The organism is Maribacter litoralis (assembly GCF_902506355.1).
Taxonomy (GTDB): Bacteria; Bacteroidota; Bacteroidia; order Flavobacteriales; family Flavobacteriaceae; genus Maribacter; species Maribacter litoralis.
On sequence record NZ_LR733271.1, the window covers coordinates 2,692,096 to 2,711,161 of the forward strand.

Genomic DNA, 19,066 nt, shown 5'->3' on the forward strand with positions numbered 1-19,066 from the left:
CATTTATATAAATATATAATTACGGGAAACCGTAATATAAGACGAATTCTAAATCATAAATTTGTCTTCTATTCAATTCAAGTATATCATTAATTTTTGGAATAAAAACATTTTAGAAAAGGGTAGAAGAATTGATTATAAAAAATATCTAAATGAAAAAAACTACAATAGCTATAATTGCTTTCGTGCTAATAATTTTCACTATTATAATAGTGAATATGAATAATAGCTTTGATGAAGAATTAAAAGAGTATCGAAGAGAATTTGATAAAGAAATGAATAGTGAGCCTAAAGCTAGGGTCGTAACTAAAGTAAAGACTACACTAACGGATAATGAAGCTGCAATAGCAGCTCAACAATTTGTTGAAGGTCAATTAAAAGTTCCTTCTTCTGCTGATTTCGACCCTTTATTTAAGTCGAAAATAACTCAGGATGGAGAAAAGTATACGGTGGTTGGTTATGTGGAAAGTGAAAACAGTTTTGGAGCAAAAATTAGAAGTAAATACGTTACTGTAATAAAGCGTAATTCAACAGGAGGTGTAAGTTTACTTGGTATAGCGATTGAATAATCTTATTTACTAGCTACAACTTGATTCCTTTTTTAAACAATACCAAAAGGAAAGTAAGTGAGTTGCATATTCCGCCATTTGGGTATTTCTTTTGGGACCTGCAGCTCTTCCATATTTTTCCCAATCAGCAGGAAGGATAATCAAAGCATTTTTTTTTAGCTAATTAGATTTAAGTGTCTCCCAACTTGGCTTTTAATTCTGTAATTATATAAAGCTATAATTATAGAATAATCTTGTCTTGGGTCAGAATCAAAACCCAAATCTTACCAAAACTAATACTATGAAGTGCGAGGGTTTTTATTTCAATAATAATTAATTTAGGACAGGTAAAATTTAAACTTTTTGTGTCTATGAAAAATTCAACTACAATTAAGAAAGTAGAAAGTAAATTGAGTCTTGTTATTTCAGGAGTAGTATTATTTGGAACAATAGCTTCTGCAATGTTGGTTATAGCACTTTTTAATTAGGTTTAATAATCTCTATTTTCAGGATTATCCAAAAACCTATTCAGTAAATCTCTTATATGCTCCGGTTCTTTATGTATAGGTGTATTTTTAGCAACAATAATATCAGATGTTGGAGTTAATGTAAGCCAGGCATCATCATGATCTCTATCCCAGACCCCATACAGGCATTTTGTTCCTTTTTCTAAGTAAACATCTTCTTTAATTAAAAGTGTCCCGCTAAAACGTGGTGTGTGGATATTTCGGTAAGTTTTATTTTTTTCTAGTAAGAAGCTTAATCGAGACCAGGTATTAGCAATTGTAGGTTTAGTACCCAATGAATTTTTATTAATTTCACGGACTAATAAATCTTTAAGTTCTTCAGGATAGGAAATCACAGCATACTCATCTGCAAAATTTTCTTCTATATGTATAAGTTCCAGTAATTTGAGTTTGTGAAAATTTAAATAATTTTCGTTGTAATAAGATAAAGAAATTCTATTTGGACAGGTATTGATAAAATGAATCATAAACCTTGCTTCATCTTCATGTATTCTTGTTTCTTTATATCTTTCAATTGCGGAATTGAATGCTTTTTGCTGTTGGAATTTTATTTCAGCTAACTCATATTCTTTTCTACGTATTTCTATTAATCTTTTGTTTTCTTCTTCCTCTTTTAATTTTCGTTTGTCAATGCATTCTTTGCATAAGGGTAAATTTTTAAGGATACTTATAAATTGTGTTTGTGAAGTAACTTCTTGTTTTAAGGTTTCATTACAAGAACCACAATTACATTCTAAATCTACGTGTGAATATTCTTTAATGGTCAGAATCAAATCATAAAGACTAATATTTTTCTCGTTGGCCAGTAGCTTAGGTTTGTTTATGAACTCCCCTTTATTATAGCTCCAATATGAATTAATTAAACTAATTGTTTCATTATCTGGATTGTTCTTGATGATTACCGAGTAATTAATTTCTTGAGTATTGTCCATAAAAAAAGCGTGGAACTGAACCTGTTAGTACCGAAGGTATCGCCAGACACCCGAACACCACACAAGAACAGCCCACGCCAGAGCGTGGGCATTTGTCTTGATTGTAGTGTTTATTAAAACTGGCGATTTTATCGGTACTAAATCAAAAGCAAAATGCTTTTTATGTTTTAAAATTCTTTGTTGTTCCTTATATTTTTTGATTAATTATTTTTCAAATTTAGCTAAAACCTTGATAAAGTTGTGAACCTTAAAAGTTATTATTCACTAACAGGAAAATCTATATTCTTTATAAATCTTATGCTTTTGCAATTTTTAAGAGCAATTAGCTCCAATTCATTTTTTGAAGCCTAACAGCATTCAAAATTGCTAAAAATGCTACTCCTACATCAGCAAATACGGCTTCCCACATTGTAGCGAGTCCTCCAGCGCCTAAAATCAAAACAATTGCTTTTACACCAAAAGCTAAACCAATGTTTTGCCATACTATTTTTCTTGTTGAACGTCCTATTTTTATTGCTCTGACCACTTTAGACGGCTGATCTGTTTGGATGATGACATCGGCAGTCTCAATCGCTACATCACTACCTAATCCTCCCATTGCTATTCCCACATCACTTGCAGCTAAAACCGGTGCATCATTAATACCATCTCCTATAAACGCTACTTTATTTTTAGGATTTTGTTTAAGTGCTTCTACTTCGCTCAGTTTATCTTCTGGCAATAATCCGCCTTTGGCATTTTCAATATTTAATTCGGAAGCAACTTTTTGGGTAATGGAATCTTTATCACCGGAAAGCATCATAATATTTTTAATGCCAACCTTATTTAGTGCTGTTATGGTTTCTTTAGCATCGTCTTTTAATTCATCGGCTATGACCACATAACCGGCAAAATTATTTTCAATTGCCACTAACACTATTGACTCTACGATGGTTTCGGTATCTGTTGGAACTTTAATAGTATTGGCAGTCATTAAGGCTTTGTTACCTACTAATACAGTTTTTCCATTTACAACTCCACTTAACCCTTTTCCAGCTATTTCAGAAACATCTTTTGCTTCTAAATCAGATCCTTCTGCCTTATACTCTAATATCGCTTTAGCTATGGGGTGCGTAGATTGTTCTTCTATCGCCATCAAGTATCGCATAAATTCCTCATTCGTGAAAGTAGAATTATTAACCACTTCCTTAATTTTGAAAACACCTTTTGTAACGGTTCCTGTTTTGTCCATTACCAAGGTGTTAATTTTAGTCATTGCATCTAAAAACGAAGCACCTTTAAACAATATGCCATTTTTTGAAGCAGCACCCAATCCGCCAAAATAACCTAATGGAATAGAAATTACCAATGCACAAGGACATGATATTACCAAGAATATTAATGCTCTGTATAACCAATCTCTAAAGACGTAATCATCTACAAAAAAGTAAGGTATAAAAGTAACTCCAATAGCTAAAAACACTACAATTGGTGTATATATACGAGCAAACTGTCTGATGAATAATTCTGTTTTAGATTTACGAGCTGTGGCGTTTTGCACCATATCGAGAATTCGGGCAATCGAACTATCCTTAAATTCCTTTGTAGTTTCAATTTCAATTACACCATCCAGATTGATACTTCCCGCAAATACCTTTTCGTTTCTTTGAATGGTATCAGGTTTACTTTCGCCAGTTAAAGCTGCTGTATTAAATGATCCTTTATTGGACAGTAAAATACCATCTAAGGGTACTTTTTCACCTACACGCACCTGTACTTTTTCTCCAATTTCCACGGTTTCAGGATTTACCGAAATGTAATCACCATCCCTGTAGACCAAAGCTTCATTCGGTCGTACATCCAGTAATGCTTTTATATTACCCTTTGCTCTATTTACCGCTGCATTTTGAAATAATTCACCTACGGCATAAAAGAGCATTACAGCAACACCCTCAGGATATTCACCGATAACAAATGCTCCGATTGTAGCAATGGACATTAAGAAAAATTCGGTAAAGAAATCACCTTTTTTAATACTTTCCCATCCTTCTTTAATTACAGGGAACCCCACTGGAATATATGCTAAAGTGTACCAAACTACTCGAATCCATCCTTCAAATTGAGGAATGGCATCAAAATAATCTACAGCGATACCTATAATTAACATAACAAAACTTATAATAGCGGGAATGTATGTTTTGAATGCACTTCCATCTCCGTGGTCGTGACCATCATCGTGAGAATGTTGTTCTTCTGAATTTGGTTTTAAATCTCTTAAATTGACTTTCTTTTTTTTCATCAAGTTAGTTTTAACAACAACTTTTGTTTTGTTGAATTGGTGGACAAGGAACTGTTCCATAAGAACAATACACACAACAATCACCTTCGTTTGGTTTTAGAACCGTTTTACAATGCTCACACTCGTAAAAGAATTGACAAGCGTTAGTTGGCATATCTTCCACTTTTTTATGTCCGCAGTTAGGGCAAGTGATTTCCGATTTTAATATAGTTTTCATTAATTTTCTTTTTTATTAGTTACTTTATAACCTGTAGAATTAATTGCTTTCTCAATTTCTAATTCATTAGTTTTAGTTTGGTCATACTCAATGATTGCGTTACCATTCTTGTATGATGTTATTGAGTTTATAATTCCGTTAAGTTTATTTACTTCGTGGTTTACGTGAGCTTCACAACCGGCACAAGTCATTCCACTTATTTTATACTCTGTTGTTTTGATATTATATTTATCAACGAAAACAATTTGTTTCTCTGAATTGGGATAAAACATACTTGAGTAGTATGGAAATGCCAACAACACTATTGCGAATACTGTTACAACACCTAAAAAGGTTTTTGACTGAATAAATTTTGGTTTTTTATCAGTTTCACATTCACAGTCGATTTCTTTTTCTGGTTTTAATTTTTGATACCAAGCAAAGAGAAGAACTAATATAGTTAGCCCTATTAAGTAAGGTCTAAATGGTTCTATCCAAGAAAAAGTTGAAGCTACACCACTTGTTCCTGCAATTAATGCCAAAACAGGTGTGATGCAACACAATGAAGCTGTGATTGCTGTTAGAAAACTTGTGAATGCTAATTTATTTTTCATTTTCGTTAATTATTCTATTAGTAAGTCTTATTAAATATCATACGCAATACCATTATGATATCAGAACAATGATTTAATATCACTTGGAATAGGCATACGTCTTAATGGTGGTACGTTTGCTCCACCTGTATTACCAAGAGGAACGTGATTTATAAATGATTTCCAACCACCGACAAGCAACCTAATAATTTGACCCAATACTTCTTTAGTATCTTTTTGTCTAAAGCCAAATTTGAGCATTAGCCAATGTGAATAGGTATGTTCTACAGGATAAGACTGTCCTATTATATGACTACGTTCTAAATGAAACCAAGCATTACCAAACTGCTTATTTTTTAAACAGAACCTGTACTGTTTTAGTTCTTTATTATAAGCTTGTTTTAGATGTTTAGGTATTTTAGTATTAAACTTCATATTCATTAATTTAGATAAAATTAGTTTAATAGATAGTGCAATGGAAGTGCATTTATAGCCCACTACACTTATCGCAAATACCTTTTACAACTAAGTTTACATTTTCTGAAACAAACCCCTTCGGAACTTTAATTTGGGGTATTTTATGTTCGGTTAAACAAATGGTTTCATTACAGTTGTTACAATGAAAATGTAAGTGTAAATCATTCTTTAAATCACATTTACACCCATCTTCACATAAAGCATACTTTGTAATACCTGTACCGTCATCAATTTGATGGACAATATTATTCTCCTCAAAGGTTTTTATTGTTCTATACAGCGTAGTTCTATCCGCCTTTTCAAAAGCACTCTCAATATTACTTAGCGTAACAGCAGTCTTGTTTTCAAAAAGTAACTTATAAATTAATAGCCGCATTGCTGTAACACGAATATTCTTTGACTCTAATAATTTTTCTACTTCTATCATTTTGCAGTCGAATTATAATTAATATTTCTTGCTTTGCTCAATGCTTCCCAGCCTTCTTTTAAAGCATATGGAACAATAAGAAGTGCTGCAATAGGGTCTGCCATCCACCAACCGTACTGATTAACCAAGAGTAAACCAATAAGTACTACTAACGTTTGGTAAAGACAAATAAAGGTATCCTTGGCATCTGCCAGTAGTGCTGGACTATCAAGCTTTTTACCATATTTTCTTTTGAAATAAATAAGAATGGGGTTTACTGCCAACGAAACCAATAAAATAATTAATCCCTTAGTGCTCCAGGTCGCAGTTTCTTGACTTATAAGTTTTGTAACAGAATCATAAGTAATAAAAATACAGACTAATGTGAAAGATGCTGCAATGACGTAGAGTGTAATTTTCTTTCGTTTTTTCACTTTTTCTTTATCAATACCTTTAATCTCTCCGTGTAATCGCCAACCTAAAGTTGCTGCGCTTATCACCTCGATAGTGCTGTCCAATCCCCAACCTATCAAAGCTGAACTGTTTGAAGCAAATCCTGCAATAAGAGATACGACCACTTCAATAACATCATAAATGATATTCCATATTTGAAGTGCTCTTGCCTTTTTTAAATCTTGTTGTCTTGTTGCATCCATAATTAATGTGCGTGTTCTGCTTCTCCTTTTTTTATTTCTGCGTTAAGGTAATAAGCATTGTTATAAGCAAACTGTGTATTACTGTCTATGTTATCTGTAAATTGAACCGATACCCAATCACTATCTTTAGTGCCTATAACAACTTCAATAGGTTTAAAGCTCCAATCGTCATTTTCTTTTTCTACTGCAAACACATAATATCTATCGCCTTCTTTTATAACTGCACTTTCTGGTAATGCTTTTGCTTGGTTATTATCTACTTGAATTTTACCTTGAATATACATTCCAGGAATTAAGTTACCTTTTTTGTTTTCTATTTCTGCGTGAACGTGAACTGCTTTTGGATTATCTTCAAAGGTTTTACTTACGGAATAGATTTCTGCGGCAAGCTCTGTATCTGGTATAGATTGTACCGTAAAATTAACTTTTTGACCTTTTTTTACTTTATAGACATCTTTTTCAAAAATCATTAAATCTGCGTGAACGTGATGCGTATTTACAACTTCAAATAGTTCGGTTTGTGGCTCTACATACTGACCTGTTTTTACTTCAACTTTTTGTACAAAACCCTCTATAGGACTTCGCAAGGCAATGCGTTGTGCAATTGTGCCATTACGAACTGAAGTGGAATTGATATTTAATATTCTTAATTGCGCTTCTAAACCATTAACCATAGCTTTTGATGCATCATACTCTGCTTCTGCCTTTTGAAAATTAGCACCGGAGCCAACGCCTGCTTCATACAATTTTTGTTGGCGTTCATAATTCTTTTTCAAAAAATCACTATTGCTATATGCGTTTAAATAATCGGTTTGCGCTTGTATAATTTTTGGGTGCGATAAATAAGCTACAACTTGACCTTTATTCACTTTATCACCTTCAATTATTTCAATTGAAACGACATTAGCACCAACAACAGTAGTAATAGCTGCTTCATTTTGTGGTGGCACTTCTAATGTTCCGTTTGCTTCTACATATGCGCTCATATTGCGTAATGCCAACGTATCTATTTTCATTTTCAGAGCATCGAATTGTTGTTGGGAAAGCATCACTTCTTCAATTTCCTTATTTTCTTTGTTAACTTCAATTTTTTGTTCTTCACTTGGAGAATGATTATCATTTTCATTATTTCCGCAAGCTGAAACAAAAATGGTTATCACCATTACGGTAAGAATTTTATATACTTTATTTTTCATTGTCTTATTGATTAAAATATTGTAATTGAAATGTGCTTTCTAAATAGTTTACTAATGCTGATTGTGCTCCCAGTTCCGATTGAATTGCTTCTTTTATTAACTGCGTAAATGCAGTATAATCTATTTCGCCTTCTCTGTATGCCAGTAACGCACCTGTTTTTTGCTCTTTTGTTAATGGTAAAACTTGGTCTTTGTAAAATTCCCAAGATGTTTTCCATTTCATATAATTTTCTTTAGCCTGAACAAACCTTGATTGCACTTCCTGTTTTTTGAACGCTACATTGGTTTCCGCTATTTCTTTATCAATTCTGGCACTTCTAACTTGTGCTTTGTTAGAACCTGATAAAAACGGAATTGAAATTCCTGCTTGATAGGTGTAAAACCCTGAATTGCCATTTACTTTTTGTAAACCACCTTGAAGATTGAACTTTGGCAAATTATCTGCTTTTGCAGCTTTATATTTGGCTTCCGCTTCATCTACAATGTTCTTCGACATACTGTACAATGGATGACTTTCAATACTGAACGTTTCCTTATCACTATCTATCGCTACCTCAAATTCTTCTGAAACTGTAAAAATTTCTTCTGATACCAACCACAAATTGAATTGCTGTAAGGCAATAAGATAATTACTATAGGCCTGCGCTTTTTTATTCTGAATTTGAAACGCTTGATTTTTTGCTGCCGAATATTCTAATTTAGAAATAGCTTCGACCTCATAATTTAAAGCTACTGCTTGCTCGAATTTGGAATAAATGGAATCCAATTCCTTATACAAATCATAGTTTTGTTTCATTTGATAGCAATTGGACCACGCTTTTTTAACTTCCAATTCTAATTCCAACTCGGAAAGTTGAAAGGCTTTTTGTGCCAATTGAATGCGTTGTTCTTGTAGCTTCTTTTTAGAACCAATACCAAACAAGTCAATGTTAGATTGACCAACACCAATGGTTGTAAAAATGCCACTACCATTATCAATTTCTTCTCCACCTGTGAAAACTTGAGTAGTTCCAAAATCATATGCAGTCGCCTTCAATTGCTCTTGTTTAGTAATTTCCAACTGCTTTTGCTTTAATAATGGATAATTACTTTTTGCGAGTTTAACAGCTTCCTGTAATGAAATTTTGAGCATTGTATCATTCAACTCTTGTGCATTACTTTGTAGCGAAAAACCAAATAGTAATACTACCAATGCTGTTGTTGTTACTAACTTTTTGTTTGGCTTAAACGTAAAAGATTTGTTTTCTACCCAATGGTATAAAATGGGCAACACAAATAGTGTTAGCAGTGTTGAAGTTAATAGTCCACCAATAACAACCGTTGCCAATGGACGTTGTACTTCTGCACCTGCTGATGATGAAATAGCCATTGGTAGAAAGCCTAATACATCTGTAAAAGCAGTTAGCATAATGGGTCTGATTCTTCGTTTAGTACCTTCAACTATTCTATCCTTTAGATTGGTTACACCTTCTTCTTTTAATTCGTTGAGTCCGCTTATCATTACCAAACCATTTAAAACTGCAACACCAAACAGCACAATAAAACCAACACCTGCCGAAATACTAAATGGCATATCACGTAACCACAACGCCACAACACCACCAATAGTTGCCATTGGAATTGCTATGTAAATCATTAAGGTCTGTGGTAAAGATTTTAATGCAAAATATATTAGTATAAATATGAGTAACAATGCAATAGGCACGACGGTTTGTAATTGGTTGCTGGCACGTTCTAAATTTTCAAATGCACCACCATAACGAATAAAATAACCTGATGGTAATTCTAATTGTGCATCTAATTTTGATTTAATTTCAGTTACTAACGATTTTACATCACGTCCTCTAACATTAACACCTACATAGGTTCTTCTGTTGGTATTGTCTCTACTTATTTGCATTGGTCCTGCTTTGTAGCTTACATCTGCAATTTCACGCAAAGGAATTTGAGCACCTGAAGGTAAATTGATATACAGGTTTTGAACATCTGAAATATCCTTACGGTTTTGATCACTTAATCGTACTACTAAATGGAAGCGTTTTTCACCTTCAAAAATCACACCTGCTGTACCACCTGCAAATGCAGATTGTACGGTTTGATTAAGCGTATTTATTTGAAGTCCATATTGCGCCAATTTATTCCTGTTGTAATTGATTGTCATTTGTGGCAAACCTGTTGTGGCTTCCGCTTTCATATCGCCAATACCTTCAGTACCTGCGATAATTTTAGATATTTCTTCGGCTTTTTGAGATAGAATGTCAATGTCTTCACCATAAAGTTTTATGGCAATATCTTCACGAACACCTTCTAATAACTCGTTAAAACGCATTTCAATAGGTTGTGTAAACTCATAATTAACACCAGGAACCATTTCAACTGCTTCTTTCATTGCTTCAATCAATTCATCTTTTGATTCTATTGTAGTCCATTCACTTTTAGGTTTCAGGATTACAAAAACATCGGCAATATCCATAGGCATCGGGTCGGTTGGAATTTCGGCAACACCAATACGACTCACAATTTTATCGACTTCTGGAAATTTTGCTTTTACTATTTGTTCTATTTTGGTAGTAGTTTCAATAGTTTCTGTAAGTGAACTACCTGGTTTTAAAATAGCGTGAAATGCAATATCGCCTTCATCGAGTTGCGGAATGAACTCGCCACCCATTCTTGAAAACATAAAAACGGTTATTCCGAACAACACAACTGCAATACCAATTACCCATTTCCCTTTTCGCAAGGCTCTAACCAATAAGGGTTGGTATTTGTCTTCAACCCAATGTACAAATCTATCTCCATAGGATTTATTATCATTTTTTGGTGCTCTTAATATTAGAGCTGACATCATAGGCACATAGGTTAAACAAAGTACCATTGCACCAATCATAGCAAAAATAAAAGTCAAAGCCATTGGTTTAAACATCTTTCCTTCAATACCTTGTAAGGCTAAAATGGGTAGAAAAACTATAAGGATAATCAACTGACCGAAGAAGGCAGCATTCATCATCTTTTTTGAAGCATTAGAAGCAACTTTATCTCTTTCTTTAGATGTAAGTTGTTTCTTTTTCAAAACTTGTGATGCTATAAGAAAAACAGTGCTTTCAACAATAATTACAGCACCATCTACAATGATTCCGAAATCAATTGCTCCTAAACTCATTAGGTTTACCCAAACATCAAAAACATTCATTAAAATAAAAGCAAATAATAAGGATAATGGAATAGTAGAGGCAACTATTAAACCTCCTCGCCAATTACCTAATAAAAAGACCAACACAAAAATGACGATTAATGCACCTTCAATAAGATTAGTTGCTACTGTAGAAGTTGTTTCGCCAATTAATTTACTTCGGTCTAATAATGGTTCAATAATTACGCCTTCTGGTAACGACTTTTCAATTTGAGTCATTCGCTCTTTTACATTGGCAATAACATCATTGGAATTAGCTCCTTTTAACATCATTACCAATCCACCTACAACTTCCCCTTCACCATCTTGGGTTAATGCACCATAACGAATTGCAGAGCCAAATTGTACTGTTGCAATATCACCAATAGTGACAGGTATGTTATTAATATTCTTGACGGTGATTTTTTTAATGTCCTCTAAACTTCGCACCAAGCCTTCTCCACGAATAAAATTAGCTTGATGGTTCTTTTCAATATATGCACCACCTGTATTTTGATTATTGGCTTCAAGTGCATTAAACACATCAGTAATTGTTAGACCAATAGCATTTAAATCGTTTGGGTCAACCGCGACTTCGTATTGTTTAATTTTACCACCAATAGCGTTTACTTCTACCACACCAGGAACCATTGCCATTTGACGCTGTACAATCCAGTCTTGTATTGAGCGTAAATCTGCAATATTGTATTTGTCTTTAAACTCTGGTGCAACTTTTAGTGTGTATTGGTAAATTTCCCCTAATCCTGTTGAAATAGGACCCATTGTAGGTTCGCCAAATCCAGCAGGTATTTGTTCTTTGACTTCGTTTAGTTTTTCGGCTACTAATTGGCGAGGTAGATAAGTTCCCATATCATCATCAAATACAATAGTAACCACAGATAAGCCAAAACGAGAAATTGACCTTATTTCCTGAACATCAGGAAGATTGCTCATTGCCACTTCAATTGGATAAGTGACAATTTGCTCAATATCTTCAGTACCTAAATTGGGGGATTGTGTTATAACCTGTACTTGGTTATTAGTAATATCTGGAACAGCATCTATTGGTACTTTGGTCATACTCCAAATACCTGCTCCGATTATGGTAAGCGTAAGCAAACCAATAATGAATTTGTTATTGATTGAAAAATCAATGATTTTATTAATCATAGAAAATGTATTAATTCAGTTAAACTATTCGAAATAATTCTGATATAAGAAATAGAATTACACGAAATGAAAAGAACCCTTTAGGCTCAAAATTGGATATAGTAATCCTTTAAAAACTGAATTAAGCTTGTGGCGGTTGCCAAATATTGGAATGAAAATCAAACCTATAAATCGACTGATAGTTAGTCGTTAAAAGTGTTGATATACTGGAGTGAAAAGTGAATTCAAATGGGGTCAGTGGCTCATACGCTATTGACATACCACAACAACTACAAATACAAGTTATGGGACAAGAATCGTCATTATCATCTTGATGGTTATGGTCTAAGCTCAATTCTTCCTGTTGTTGGTCTTCAAAATTTTGACCGTCAGAACAGGGCTTTGCGGTCAAAGTCAACATTAGAACAGCTAGTATGAAGCTTAATGATTTCATCATTACAAAGATATCAAAATCTAAATGCAATGGTTGTGCAAACTTTTAGTCATTCGATTTAAAGTTTTACGCTACATAAAATTTTATCATAAGAATATCAAAAGGTTCTGCGGTCTTTAAGTGATTGTTTTACACAATACTTAGCTTAAGGACAATGAATAGAATATTATTGTTTGAGATAATTTAGAATACTCTCATTTATAATTGACTTTACGCTTCTATCTTCTTCTAAAGCTTTTGCCTTTAGTTTTTTCAGAACTGTTTTATCTATATGAAATGAAAATATCTTTGCATCTTTATTAATAGATTCTTCTGGTGCCACCTTTTTTGTACTAATAGATTTTTCTGGTACAACCTTTTGAATAGACTTTTCTGGTTTAGAGGCTTTTGCTTTGACTATTAAATCACTGAATCCTTCTTTTGACATAATGTAGATATATATTTAATCATTTATATAAATATGTATTTATATAAGAGCTGTTAAGACTTCTTTTGTTAAGCTATCAATTTGCCTTTGTGCATTTCTATCGGCTGTAACACCTTTAAGCAAAGGAGACCTAGTAAATGCTACCAAATCACTTATCATTGTTTGTGCTATTTTTATTTTATGCGAATCAAGGTTTTTCAAGATATCTTCGGTAATGGTTGTATTAGCTTTTATCATGTTCAGGATAATCATGGTTTTGTTCTCCTTCAACTCATCTTTAATCAAACTAATTGTGTTGTCAATAGCTAACAAATCTAAAATTCCGGCTTTTGTCGGTACTAATAGTAAATCTGCAATTTTGATAAGTTCTTTCAGCTTTGATGATAGGTAAGGGGGCGTATCAACGAAAATGAAATCCAAATGGTCATTGGTCGTTAAAATATTTTCATCTGTGGTTATTTCAAATGAATCGACAATTTTTGCAAGCTGTGATAGACTGCCTTGAGCATCTATGTCAAGTATAGCAACTTTTGAATGTTCACTAAGATTCTGTGCAAGGTTAAAAGTTAAAGTACTTTTTCCTACTCCACCTTTTTGATGGGTAATCAAGATGATTTTTGCCATTATTTTATTTTAAGTTGGTTTCCCATTTTTGATACATTTCTTTAGCTTCCGGATTACTCTCTATAAATTTGTTGAAGTGATTAATCACTTCTTTTTGACCTTTGATATAATATTCCTGATTACTTTCTTCAACTTGTTTTAATTGAAAGATTGAGATACCGATGAAGAGAAAACAACTAAGAAGTATTGTGCTAAAAAGAATAAGTAGCCAATTAGGATAGTGATTTGATTTTGTAAGTTTCTTGGTGATTTTGCCTAATTCTTTATTTTGATTTTTAAGAATTAACTCTTGTTCTTTCAGTGGAGCGCTTATGGCGGATTGTATAGTAGTAATATCCGGCTTTATTTTAATCAGTTGTAATTGGACAGATAATTCCTCCATTCTTTGTAATTGGACTTTAAAGTCACTAATCTCTTCAACTAATAATTCTGCTAAATCGTCAATTTTTGCCATAGTTATATTCCTAATTCAATTCCCTTAGTTATTGTTTGTTCTATTGCCTTTTTTGCTAAACCGGTTATCATATTTGTACTCAACTCTAGGGTTTTTCCAGCAATGTTCACAGCTTGATCTGAATGTTTAAGTATTTCTCCACTACTATTGGCTGCGATTTCATTTGCAATCTTACCACCACTCATGGAGCGATGAACTTCACTTCCTTTCAAGTTTATGCCGCTATACTCGAACCTAAATCCTTGAAGTGTACCTCCTTTGTTGATACTTGGAATTACTTTCACCTTATTGGCAGCCATTTTTTTGATATAGTCATCAAAAGTTTTAGGTCGTTCCTTCTTTTGAACTTGTATATGAATAGAGCGTATTTCGCTTCTTATCTTCTGTAAGGGTTTAAGTTTTTCTGCTTGTACTTGTTGAACAGTTTTTAAATTCATTTCAATAGCTACTTGTCTAGCGGCTTTATTACTCCGTTTACCTATGAAACTATCTGGATAAGCTTTTCCCTGAAAGTCGATTCTATTGACATATAAGTGAATATGTGTATGAGCTTTATCCCTGTGAACAAAAGCTATTGCTTGACGGTTTGTTAATTTCATTTGTTTCAAGAATTTTTTTGAAATATCTCCTAATCCCTTTTTAGATAATTTTTTTCCATCCTGGATGGTTGGGCTTAAGACAAAACTCAAAGTATTTCTATTGCAGTTCTCGTTCATGCTTTGAATTATTTCAAATTCTTTGGTAAGTTCTTGTGGAGTTTCTCCTGCTAAATACTCTTTTAATATCACAGATGCATCTTTTTCTTGGTTCCAGCCGTATGCCATTGAGGCATTTGTATGTGATATGGATTTACCTTTACCAATCATTTTTTGAATTTTTTTAGATGTTCTTTAAGCTCTTTAGATAGGGCGTATACTTCATGGCTTAATTGAGGGTTTCTTTTTCGAAACATATTACCTATCAAAGTGAAATTTCTGCTATATGTTGAAATGGTTTTGAAAGCTTCAATTTCCTCTTCGGTTAATCTCGCGGTTATTTCTTTATTGAACGCGGCTCTAAAACAAAATTCACTTAAGGATAGCCCAGATTTTTTAGCTTTAATTTTTAAAAGTTTTTTCTCGTAAATAGTACATCTGAATTTGGTTATTACCCTTGCCTTTTTTTTCATTAGTTTCTATTTTGTTTTGCGACCATCGGGAGAAAAATCAAGATTGTGGGCCCAGCACACACATCTTGAATTCTTACTCAAACTCTATATTTCATTTTTGTTAATCAACCAATCATTTACATCATTGTAACCCAAGTATAATTTTGAACAGTCTTGAAAATTCATTTGCTCATTAACAAATTTATCTGTGATCTTACGACCAGTTTCATCATGGTCTAAGTAGAGATCAATTTCATCATAATCATTTTTATAATTCATTAACTTTTCATGGAAAGAACAAGAATTGAGAATCAATAAATCTGCCTTTTTTATTAAAGAATTATCCATTTCTAATAGGGATAACATATCAAACATTCCTTCAGTTACCATAAGTGTAGTAGAGCTGTTTTTAATCAGCGAAATATCTTTTGGGGAAGACCCGGATTTAAAATATTTGTTTCTCAATTCCCAACCCTTAGATAAATTTTTCAATCCTATTGAAAAGTATTTTTTTTCGTTTAAAATGAAGTGAACTTCTTTGCAAATGGAACGAGCTGTTGAAATCGAAATCCCCCTAGTTTCTAGATAATTAATTAAACCAAGGTGTTGAATAGGTTTTACGGCTTTCACTACAATTTTTGTTTGGCTTATTTCTAGATGAATAGGCTGCTGATGAAAGAAAAAGGGAGTGCTATTGTTACTAAGAATATTAAGTGCCTCCGATACATTAACTCCTTTAAATTTAATGACCAGGTCTATTATGTTGCCGCCTTGTCCTTCTCCAAAGTCAAACCATAGATTAAGTCTTTTGTCAACTTTTAATGATGCCTTAGTTTCTTGCCTGAAAATGGAAAGAAAAAATGCGCTATTGTTATTCTCACGTATAGGTAGTATTGAATTTTCGCTTAAATAATTGATTATATCTATTTTTCTTGCTTCTTCACAAGTGAGTTTTTCTTTTTTCATTTGCAATCATTTTTTAAGAAAACATCCTACCATCCTACCTAAACGAAGTATAGCGTAGTGTCTTCAGTGTTTATTAATTTTTTACATCCTACCAATCTTACCCTATTTGGTAGTATAGGTAAGATGTAGGTAACTTATTATATTTCATCCTACCCGGGATTCTGTAATGTTTTAAAGGGTTTAAGGTCTTTGGGTAAGATGGTAACATGTTTTTATTTTTTTTTGCCAAATTCAATATTCCAAGGTGTATCAATAAATAACTCTTTTGCTAAGTATCCGTAATGGTTTGTTTTGGGACTTTTTACTCTAGTATAGTTGAAGCCTGAAAGAGCTCTTCCGATATTAACTTTATTAATTCTAGGGCTTATACACGATAGTGAGTTCAAAATGTCTGTAGCGGTCTTAAAATCATTTTTGTCATCCGATTTTTCATAATATTTTAATATTAATTCCTGTTCTTCTGAGAGGTTGGTATATTTCTTATTTCTTTCTTCATTTTGTTTTATATCATCTGTAGTTAGCTCAGGATTAAATGATTTGTCATTGTAAGCCAAGTGATAAGCTTGAGCCCAAACCTTATTGATTTCAATTTCTTTTGAGTAACGGAAATCAATTTGACCGAATAATTCAAAGCACAACCATCTAACGGATCCTGTTTCGTCATTTAAAAATTCGCTCATATTAGTGGAACCTATAAATGAACATATTCTATTAATAATGGTACTTTTCCTGTCATATGGTAAACGTTCATTTATGACTGTCTTTGTGAAAAATGCTTTTAGGGAATTGACATCTTTTTTAGTCAATGACGATAGTTCATCTAGATTTATTAAAAAATTTTTGCATAGTAATATTCGAGCATCTTTATCATTACTTATATCCTCGGCTATGTAATTTGATAGTTCCGGCGGACATAAAAACCTGCACCAGGTAGATTTTCCAGAATTTTGTGCTTTGTGGCAAATTATTAGGGCCTGCTTGTTAAAATAATTAGGTTCAACAGCGCATTTAACTGTTCTTACCATCCATTTTTTTAAATGGTATAAAAAGGCTTCAGGCTCACTAACTGGAAGATGCGAACCAAGCTTGGTTATATGGTCGATTTTGTCCCACTTTGGAAGATGTGTAAAGTATCTTGTTACTGGATTATACTTTAGTATATATTCGGATTTGAGAAGAATTTCTAATTTGGAAATTGGGATATTTACGCCAGATTGTACCAGTTCAATATATAATGCCTCTACGTTTAAAACTCTCCATTCCTCATTATCATCCACTTTTAACCTAATTTCAAAGTCAAGGGCAATTTCATTAAAGTGTATTTCATATTTGTCATTGATATATTTTAAGGTGTGATCAAAAACAGTAGTGGTATTTGAATCCTCTACTATGTAAAGCTTTTTTTTTGGACCAGTCATTGGGTATACGAAATAAAGAAAATCGTATATTTGTATACGATTTAAGGTTTTGGCTTAAATTGTTAAGAATTTTATAAGCATAGAATGTTAGAGCATTTTATGCTTTTTTATTACTACATAATTCTTTTAAAGAATGATCATCATTAAAAATTTGATAATGATTAATCAGTTTTTTCTTTTTACCAACATCTTGAATCTCAACCCAGCCATTTTTAATGTAGTTATCTATGGTTTGAGTCGAACACCTTAATATTTCGGCAACTTCTTGTCTTGTATAAAATTTAGCTTTGTAGTCGACTTCATTGGCGTTCTGTATTTGTAACAGTAAATCCTTTATTTGAGCAAGCTCATGATGAAGGGTTAAAAAGGGGTTTGCGAATGTGCTCATATTTATAGAGTTTTATTATTAATCACTACAAATATGGGTATAAGGTACTAAGAGAATTAATACAGAATTAATTCTGCTATGGCTTCTTATTTGCTAAGGAGTTTTTTGGCACAATTATCAGCAAGAGGGTACATTTTTAATTCGTTGTTTTGATGCAGTAAAATAATTAATCTTGAGTAAGTTTTAAGTATCATTTCAAAGTCTTCTTTCATTATTACAGGATACCAATTTTTTAAACTTCCTGATATTATATTTTCAAGCTTTGCTATCTTGTCAAGGAAATCTTCTTGTGATTTGTACTTTCGGGTATTAATTCTTTCTTTTGGGTAGAACTGTTGAATTAAGCAATATTTTAAGGCGAAATATTTATAATAGTCCCCACCAGGACCAGGGGTTTTTAAAGGTCTATTTTTGTAATTAATTTCAGAATTACATTGGATATCTATATCTTCATTATGTTTTTTATTCGTAGAGCTATTTTCATGTTTCTTATCTTTTTTCATATCACTCACCACAGTATTAAATGAATCTTTGATTAGGATGTTGGTAATATTATATTCATTTAAATTATGATTACTAATAGTATTTGAAAAATTGAAAATTACATTTTCAACCTTTCGTTTTATTTTTTTCTCTCCAAATGAATCATCCTCGATTCTTTTTCTTTTACGTAGTTTATTGAGAAGTGGTGATGGTATTTCTATTTCAATAATTTTGTCATTTTGAAATTGGTAATTGTATAATTTTAGTTTGAAATCGTAGTCTAAATTGTAAGTGATAACTATATTGCCTAGGCTTAAGAAGGAGTAATAGTATGCCATTATAGCAATTAGATAAAATGTGATTTTGAAAAAAATAAAATTTTGATTTGTAGCTTGATAAAAACTCCAAGTTCCAATAAGTAGAAAATATATGAAGAGTGAGATAATGGTAAACTTATCTTCGTTTTTCTGATAAAATAAAATAAGCTTTTTGGGTTTTGAGTGTAACTTATTCATAAAATTTAGAAGAATTTCTATGAACTTAAAAAGTCTATGTAATTTCATAATCTTAGTGTTAAT

Annotated in this window: 20 protein-coding genes; 1 reads left to right on the top strand and 19 read right to left on the bottom strand. The window is 32.5% G+C overall.

Translation table 11 applies throughout. The annotated features are described in order from the left end of the window. The first annotated feature begins 218 nt into the window (after window positions 1-218). Entirely contained in the window at window positions 219-569 is a 351-nt protein-coding gene (locus EXIGUO8A_RS11250) for a hypothetical protein (RefSeq protein WP_159303197.1), read from the top strand. Between the two features lie 469 nt (window positions 570-1,038). Here EXIGUO8A_RS11250 and EXIGUO8A_RS11255 read toward each other — a convergent pair whose 3' ends face one another. The 19 genes from EXIGUO8A_RS11255 to EXIGUO8A_RS11340 form a co-directional block, all read right to left on the bottom strand. Beyond that, entirely contained in the window at window positions 1,039-2,007 is a 969-nt protein-coding gene (locus EXIGUO8A_RS11255) for a hypothetical protein (protein ID WP_159303198.1), read from the bottom strand. Between the two features lie 322 nt (window positions 2,008-2,329). Beyond that, the gene (locus EXIGUO8A_RS11260; protein ID WP_159303199.1) at window positions 2,330-4,285 is read right to left on the bottom strand and encodes a heavy metal translocating P-type ATPase; all 1,956 of its coding nucleotides are present in this window, start codon (window positions 4,283-4,285) and stop codon (window positions 2,330-2,332) included. 10 nt (window positions 4,286-4,295) lie between these two features. After that, window positions 4,296-4,502: a GDCCVxC domain-containing (seleno)protein gene (locus tag EXIGUO8A_RS18800; protein ID WP_159303200.1), complete on the bottom strand. Its 207-nt coding sequence runs from the start codon at window positions 4,500-4,502 to the stop codon at window positions 4,296-4,298. Further along, on the bottom strand, window positions 4,502-5,095 hold the full coding sequence (merTP, locus tag EXIGUO8A_RS11265; RefSeq protein ID WP_159303201.1) for a mercuric transport protein MerTP: 594 nt from the start codon (window positions 5,093-5,095) through the stop codon (window positions 4,502-4,504). The genes EXIGUO8A_RS18800 and merTP overlap by 1 nt, the downstream gene beginning before the upstream one ends. A gap of 60 nt (window positions 5,096-5,155) precedes the next feature. Next, window positions 5,156-5,509, bottom strand: a complete 354-nt coding sequence (locus EXIGUO8A_RS11270; RefSeq protein WP_159303202.1) for a DUF3703 domain-containing protein — start codon at window positions 5,507-5,509, stop codon at window positions 5,156-5,158. A 52-nt stretch (window positions 5,510-5,561) separates the two neighbouring features. Next, window positions 5,562-5,978, bottom strand: coding sequence for a Fur family transcriptional regulator (locus EXIGUO8A_RS11275; RefSeq protein ID WP_074672399.1), 417 nt, complete (start codon window positions 5,976-5,978; stop codon window positions 5,562-5,564). Then, window positions 5,975-6,613 carry a cation transporter gene (locus tag EXIGUO8A_RS11280; protein ID WP_074672401.1) on the bottom strand — a complete coding sequence of 213 codons (639 nt, stop codon included), beginning with the start codon at window positions 6,611-6,613 and terminating at the stop codon, window positions 5,975-5,977. The genes EXIGUO8A_RS11275 and EXIGUO8A_RS11280 overlap by 4 nt, the downstream gene beginning before the upstream one ends. Window positions 6,614-6,615: 2 nt before the next feature. Further along, window positions 6,616-7,809 (bottom strand): efflux RND transporter periplasmic adaptor subunit, encoded by a 1,194-nt coding sequence (locus EXIGUO8A_RS11285; protein WP_074672403.1) that lies wholly within the window; start codon window positions 7,807-7,809, stop codon window positions 6,616-6,618. Window positions 7,810-7,813: 4 nt separating this feature from the next. Next, window positions 7,814-12,148, bottom strand: coding sequence for a CusA/CzcA family heavy metal efflux RND transporter (locus tag EXIGUO8A_RS11290; protein WP_159303203.1), 4,335 nt, complete (start codon window positions 12,146-12,148; stop codon window positions 7,814-7,816). Window positions 12,149-12,269: 121 nt separating this feature from the next. Continuing rightward, window positions 12,270-12,584 carry a DUF6660 family protein gene (locus EXIGUO8A_RS11295; RefSeq protein ID WP_236564474.1) on the bottom strand — a complete coding sequence of 105 codons (315 nt, stop codon included), beginning with the start codon at window positions 12,582-12,584 and terminating at the stop codon, window positions 12,270-12,272. Between the two features lie 163 nt (window positions 12,585-12,747). Next, a complete protein-coding gene (locus EXIGUO8A_RS11300) occupies window positions 12,748-13,008 on the bottom strand; it encodes a hypothetical protein (protein ID WP_074672407.1) in 261 nt (86 codons plus the stop codon). Window positions 13,009-13,047: 39 nt separating this feature from the next. Next, window positions 13,048-13,632 (bottom strand): ParA family protein, encoded by a 585-nt coding sequence (locus EXIGUO8A_RS11305; protein WP_074672409.1) that lies wholly within the window; start codon window positions 13,630-13,632, stop codon window positions 13,048-13,050. A 4-nt stretch (window positions 13,633-13,636) separates the two neighbouring features. After that, window positions 13,637-14,086 carry a DUF6730 family protein gene (locus EXIGUO8A_RS11310; protein WP_074672411.1) on the bottom strand — a complete coding sequence of 150 codons (450 nt, stop codon included), beginning with the start codon at window positions 14,084-14,086 and terminating at the stop codon, window positions 13,637-13,639. Between the two features lie 2 nt (window positions 14,087-14,088). Beyond that, window positions 14,089-14,952, bottom strand: a complete 864-nt coding sequence (locus tag EXIGUO8A_RS11315; protein ID WP_074672413.1) for a relaxase/mobilization nuclease domain-containing protein — start codon at window positions 14,950-14,952, stop codon at window positions 14,089-14,091. Continuing rightward, window positions 14,949-15,254, bottom strand: coding sequence for a mobilization protein MbpA (mbpA, locus tag EXIGUO8A_RS11320; RefSeq protein ID WP_074672415.1), 306 nt, complete (start codon window positions 15,252-15,254; stop codon window positions 14,949-14,951). The genes EXIGUO8A_RS11315 and mbpA overlap by 4 nt, the downstream gene beginning before the upstream one ends. A gap of 84 nt (window positions 15,255-15,338) precedes the next feature. Then, entirely contained in the window at window positions 15,339-16,199 is an 861-nt protein-coding gene (locus EXIGUO8A_RS11325; RefSeq protein ID WP_159303204.1) for a toprim domain-containing protein, read from the bottom strand. A 212-nt stretch (window positions 16,200-16,411) separates the two neighbouring features. Next, window positions 16,412-17,617, bottom strand: a complete 1,206-nt coding sequence (locus EXIGUO8A_RS11330; protein ID WP_074672419.1) for a VapE domain-containing protein — start codon at window positions 17,615-17,617, stop codon at window positions 16,412-16,414. A gap of 97 nt (window positions 17,618-17,714) precedes the next feature. After that, complete coding sequence (locus EXIGUO8A_RS11335) at window positions 17,715-18,005, bottom strand: MerR family transcriptional regulator (protein ID WP_074672421.1); 291 nt, start codon at window positions 18,003-18,005, stop codon at window positions 17,715-17,717. Window positions 18,006-18,091: 86 nt separating this feature from the next. Further along, complete coding sequence (locus tag EXIGUO8A_RS11340; RefSeq protein ID WP_074672423.1) at window positions 18,092-19,051, bottom strand: hypothetical protein; 960 nt, start codon at window positions 19,049-19,051, stop codon at window positions 18,092-18,094. Window positions 19,052-19,066 lie beyond the last annotated feature (15 nt).

Bases quoted from the DNA above. Each gene is read 5' to 3' on its own strand.
- EXIGUO8A_RS11250 (WP_159303197.1), top strand. From the start codon at position 219: ATGAATAATAGCTTTGATGAAGAATTAAAAGAGTATCGAAGAGAATTT.
- EXIGUO8A_RS11255 (WP_159303198.1), bottom strand. From the start codon at position 2,007: ATGGACAATACTCAAGAAATTAATTACTCGGTAATCATCAAGAACAAT.
- EXIGUO8A_RS11260 (WP_159303199.1), bottom strand. From the start codon at position 4,285: ATGAAAAAAAAGAAAGTCAATTTAAGAGATTTAAAACCAAATTCAGAA.
- EXIGUO8A_RS18800 (WP_159303200.1), bottom strand. From the start codon at position 4,502: ATGAAAACTATATTAAAATCGGAAATCACTTGCCCTAACTGCGGACAT.
- merTP (WP_159303201.1), bottom strand. From the start codon at position 5,095: ATGAAAAATAAATTAGCATTCACAAGTTTTCTAACAGCAATCACAGCT.
- EXIGUO8A_RS11270 (WP_159303202.1), bottom strand. From the start codon at position 5,509: ATGAAGTTTAATACTAAAATACCTAAACATCTAAAACAAGCTTATAAT.
- EXIGUO8A_RS11275 (WP_074672399.1), bottom strand. From the start codon at position 5,978: ATGATAGAAGTAGAAAAATTATTAGAGTCAAAGAATATTCGTGTTACA.
- EXIGUO8A_RS11280 (WP_074672401.1), bottom strand. From the start codon at position 6,613: ATGGATGCAACAAGACAACAAGATTTAAAAAAGGCAAGAGCACTTCAA.
- EXIGUO8A_RS11285 (WP_074672403.1), bottom strand. From the start codon at position 7,809: ATGAAAAATAAAGTATATAAAATTCTTACCGTAATGGTGATAACCATT.
- EXIGUO8A_RS11290 (WP_159303203.1), bottom strand. From the start codon at position 12,148: ATGATTAATAAAATCATTGATTTTTCAATCAATAACAAATTCATTATT.
- EXIGUO8A_RS11295 (WP_236564474.1), bottom strand. From the start codon at position 12,584: ATGATGAAATCATTAAGCTTCATACTAGCTGTTCTAATGTTGACTTTG.
- EXIGUO8A_RS11300 (WP_074672407.1), bottom strand. From the start codon at position 13,008: ATGTCAAAAGAAGGATTCAGTGATTTAATAGTCAAAGCAAAAGCCTCT.
- EXIGUO8A_RS11305 (WP_074672409.1), bottom strand. From the start codon at position 13,632: ATGGCAAAAATCATCTTGATTACCCATCAAAAAGGTGGAGTAGGAAAA.
- EXIGUO8A_RS11310 (WP_074672411.1), bottom strand. From the start codon at position 14,086: ATGGCAAAAATTGACGATTTAGCAGAATTATTAGTTGAAGAGATTAGT.
- EXIGUO8A_RS11315 (WP_074672413.1), bottom strand. From the start codon at position 14,952: ATGATTGGTAAAGGTAAATCCATATCACATACAAATGCCTCAATGGCA.
- mbpA (WP_074672415.1), bottom strand. From the start codon at position 15,254: ATGAAAAAAAAGGCAAGGGTAATAACCAAATTCAGATGTACTATTTAC.
- EXIGUO8A_RS11325 (WP_159303204.1), bottom strand. From the start codon at position 16,199: ATGAAAAAAGAAAAACTCACTTGTGAAGAAGCAAGAAAAATAGATATA.
- EXIGUO8A_RS11330 (WP_074672419.1), bottom strand. From the start codon at position 17,617: ATGACTGGTCCAAAAAAAAAGCTTTACATAGTAGAGGATTCAAATACC.
- EXIGUO8A_RS11335 (WP_074672421.1), bottom strand. From the start codon at position 18,005: ATGAGCACATTCGCAAACCCCTTTTTAACCCTTCATCATGAGCTTGCT.
- EXIGUO8A_RS11340 (WP_074672423.1), bottom strand. From the start codon at position 19,051: ATGAAATTACATAGACTTTTTAAGTTCATAGAAATTCTTCTAAATTTT.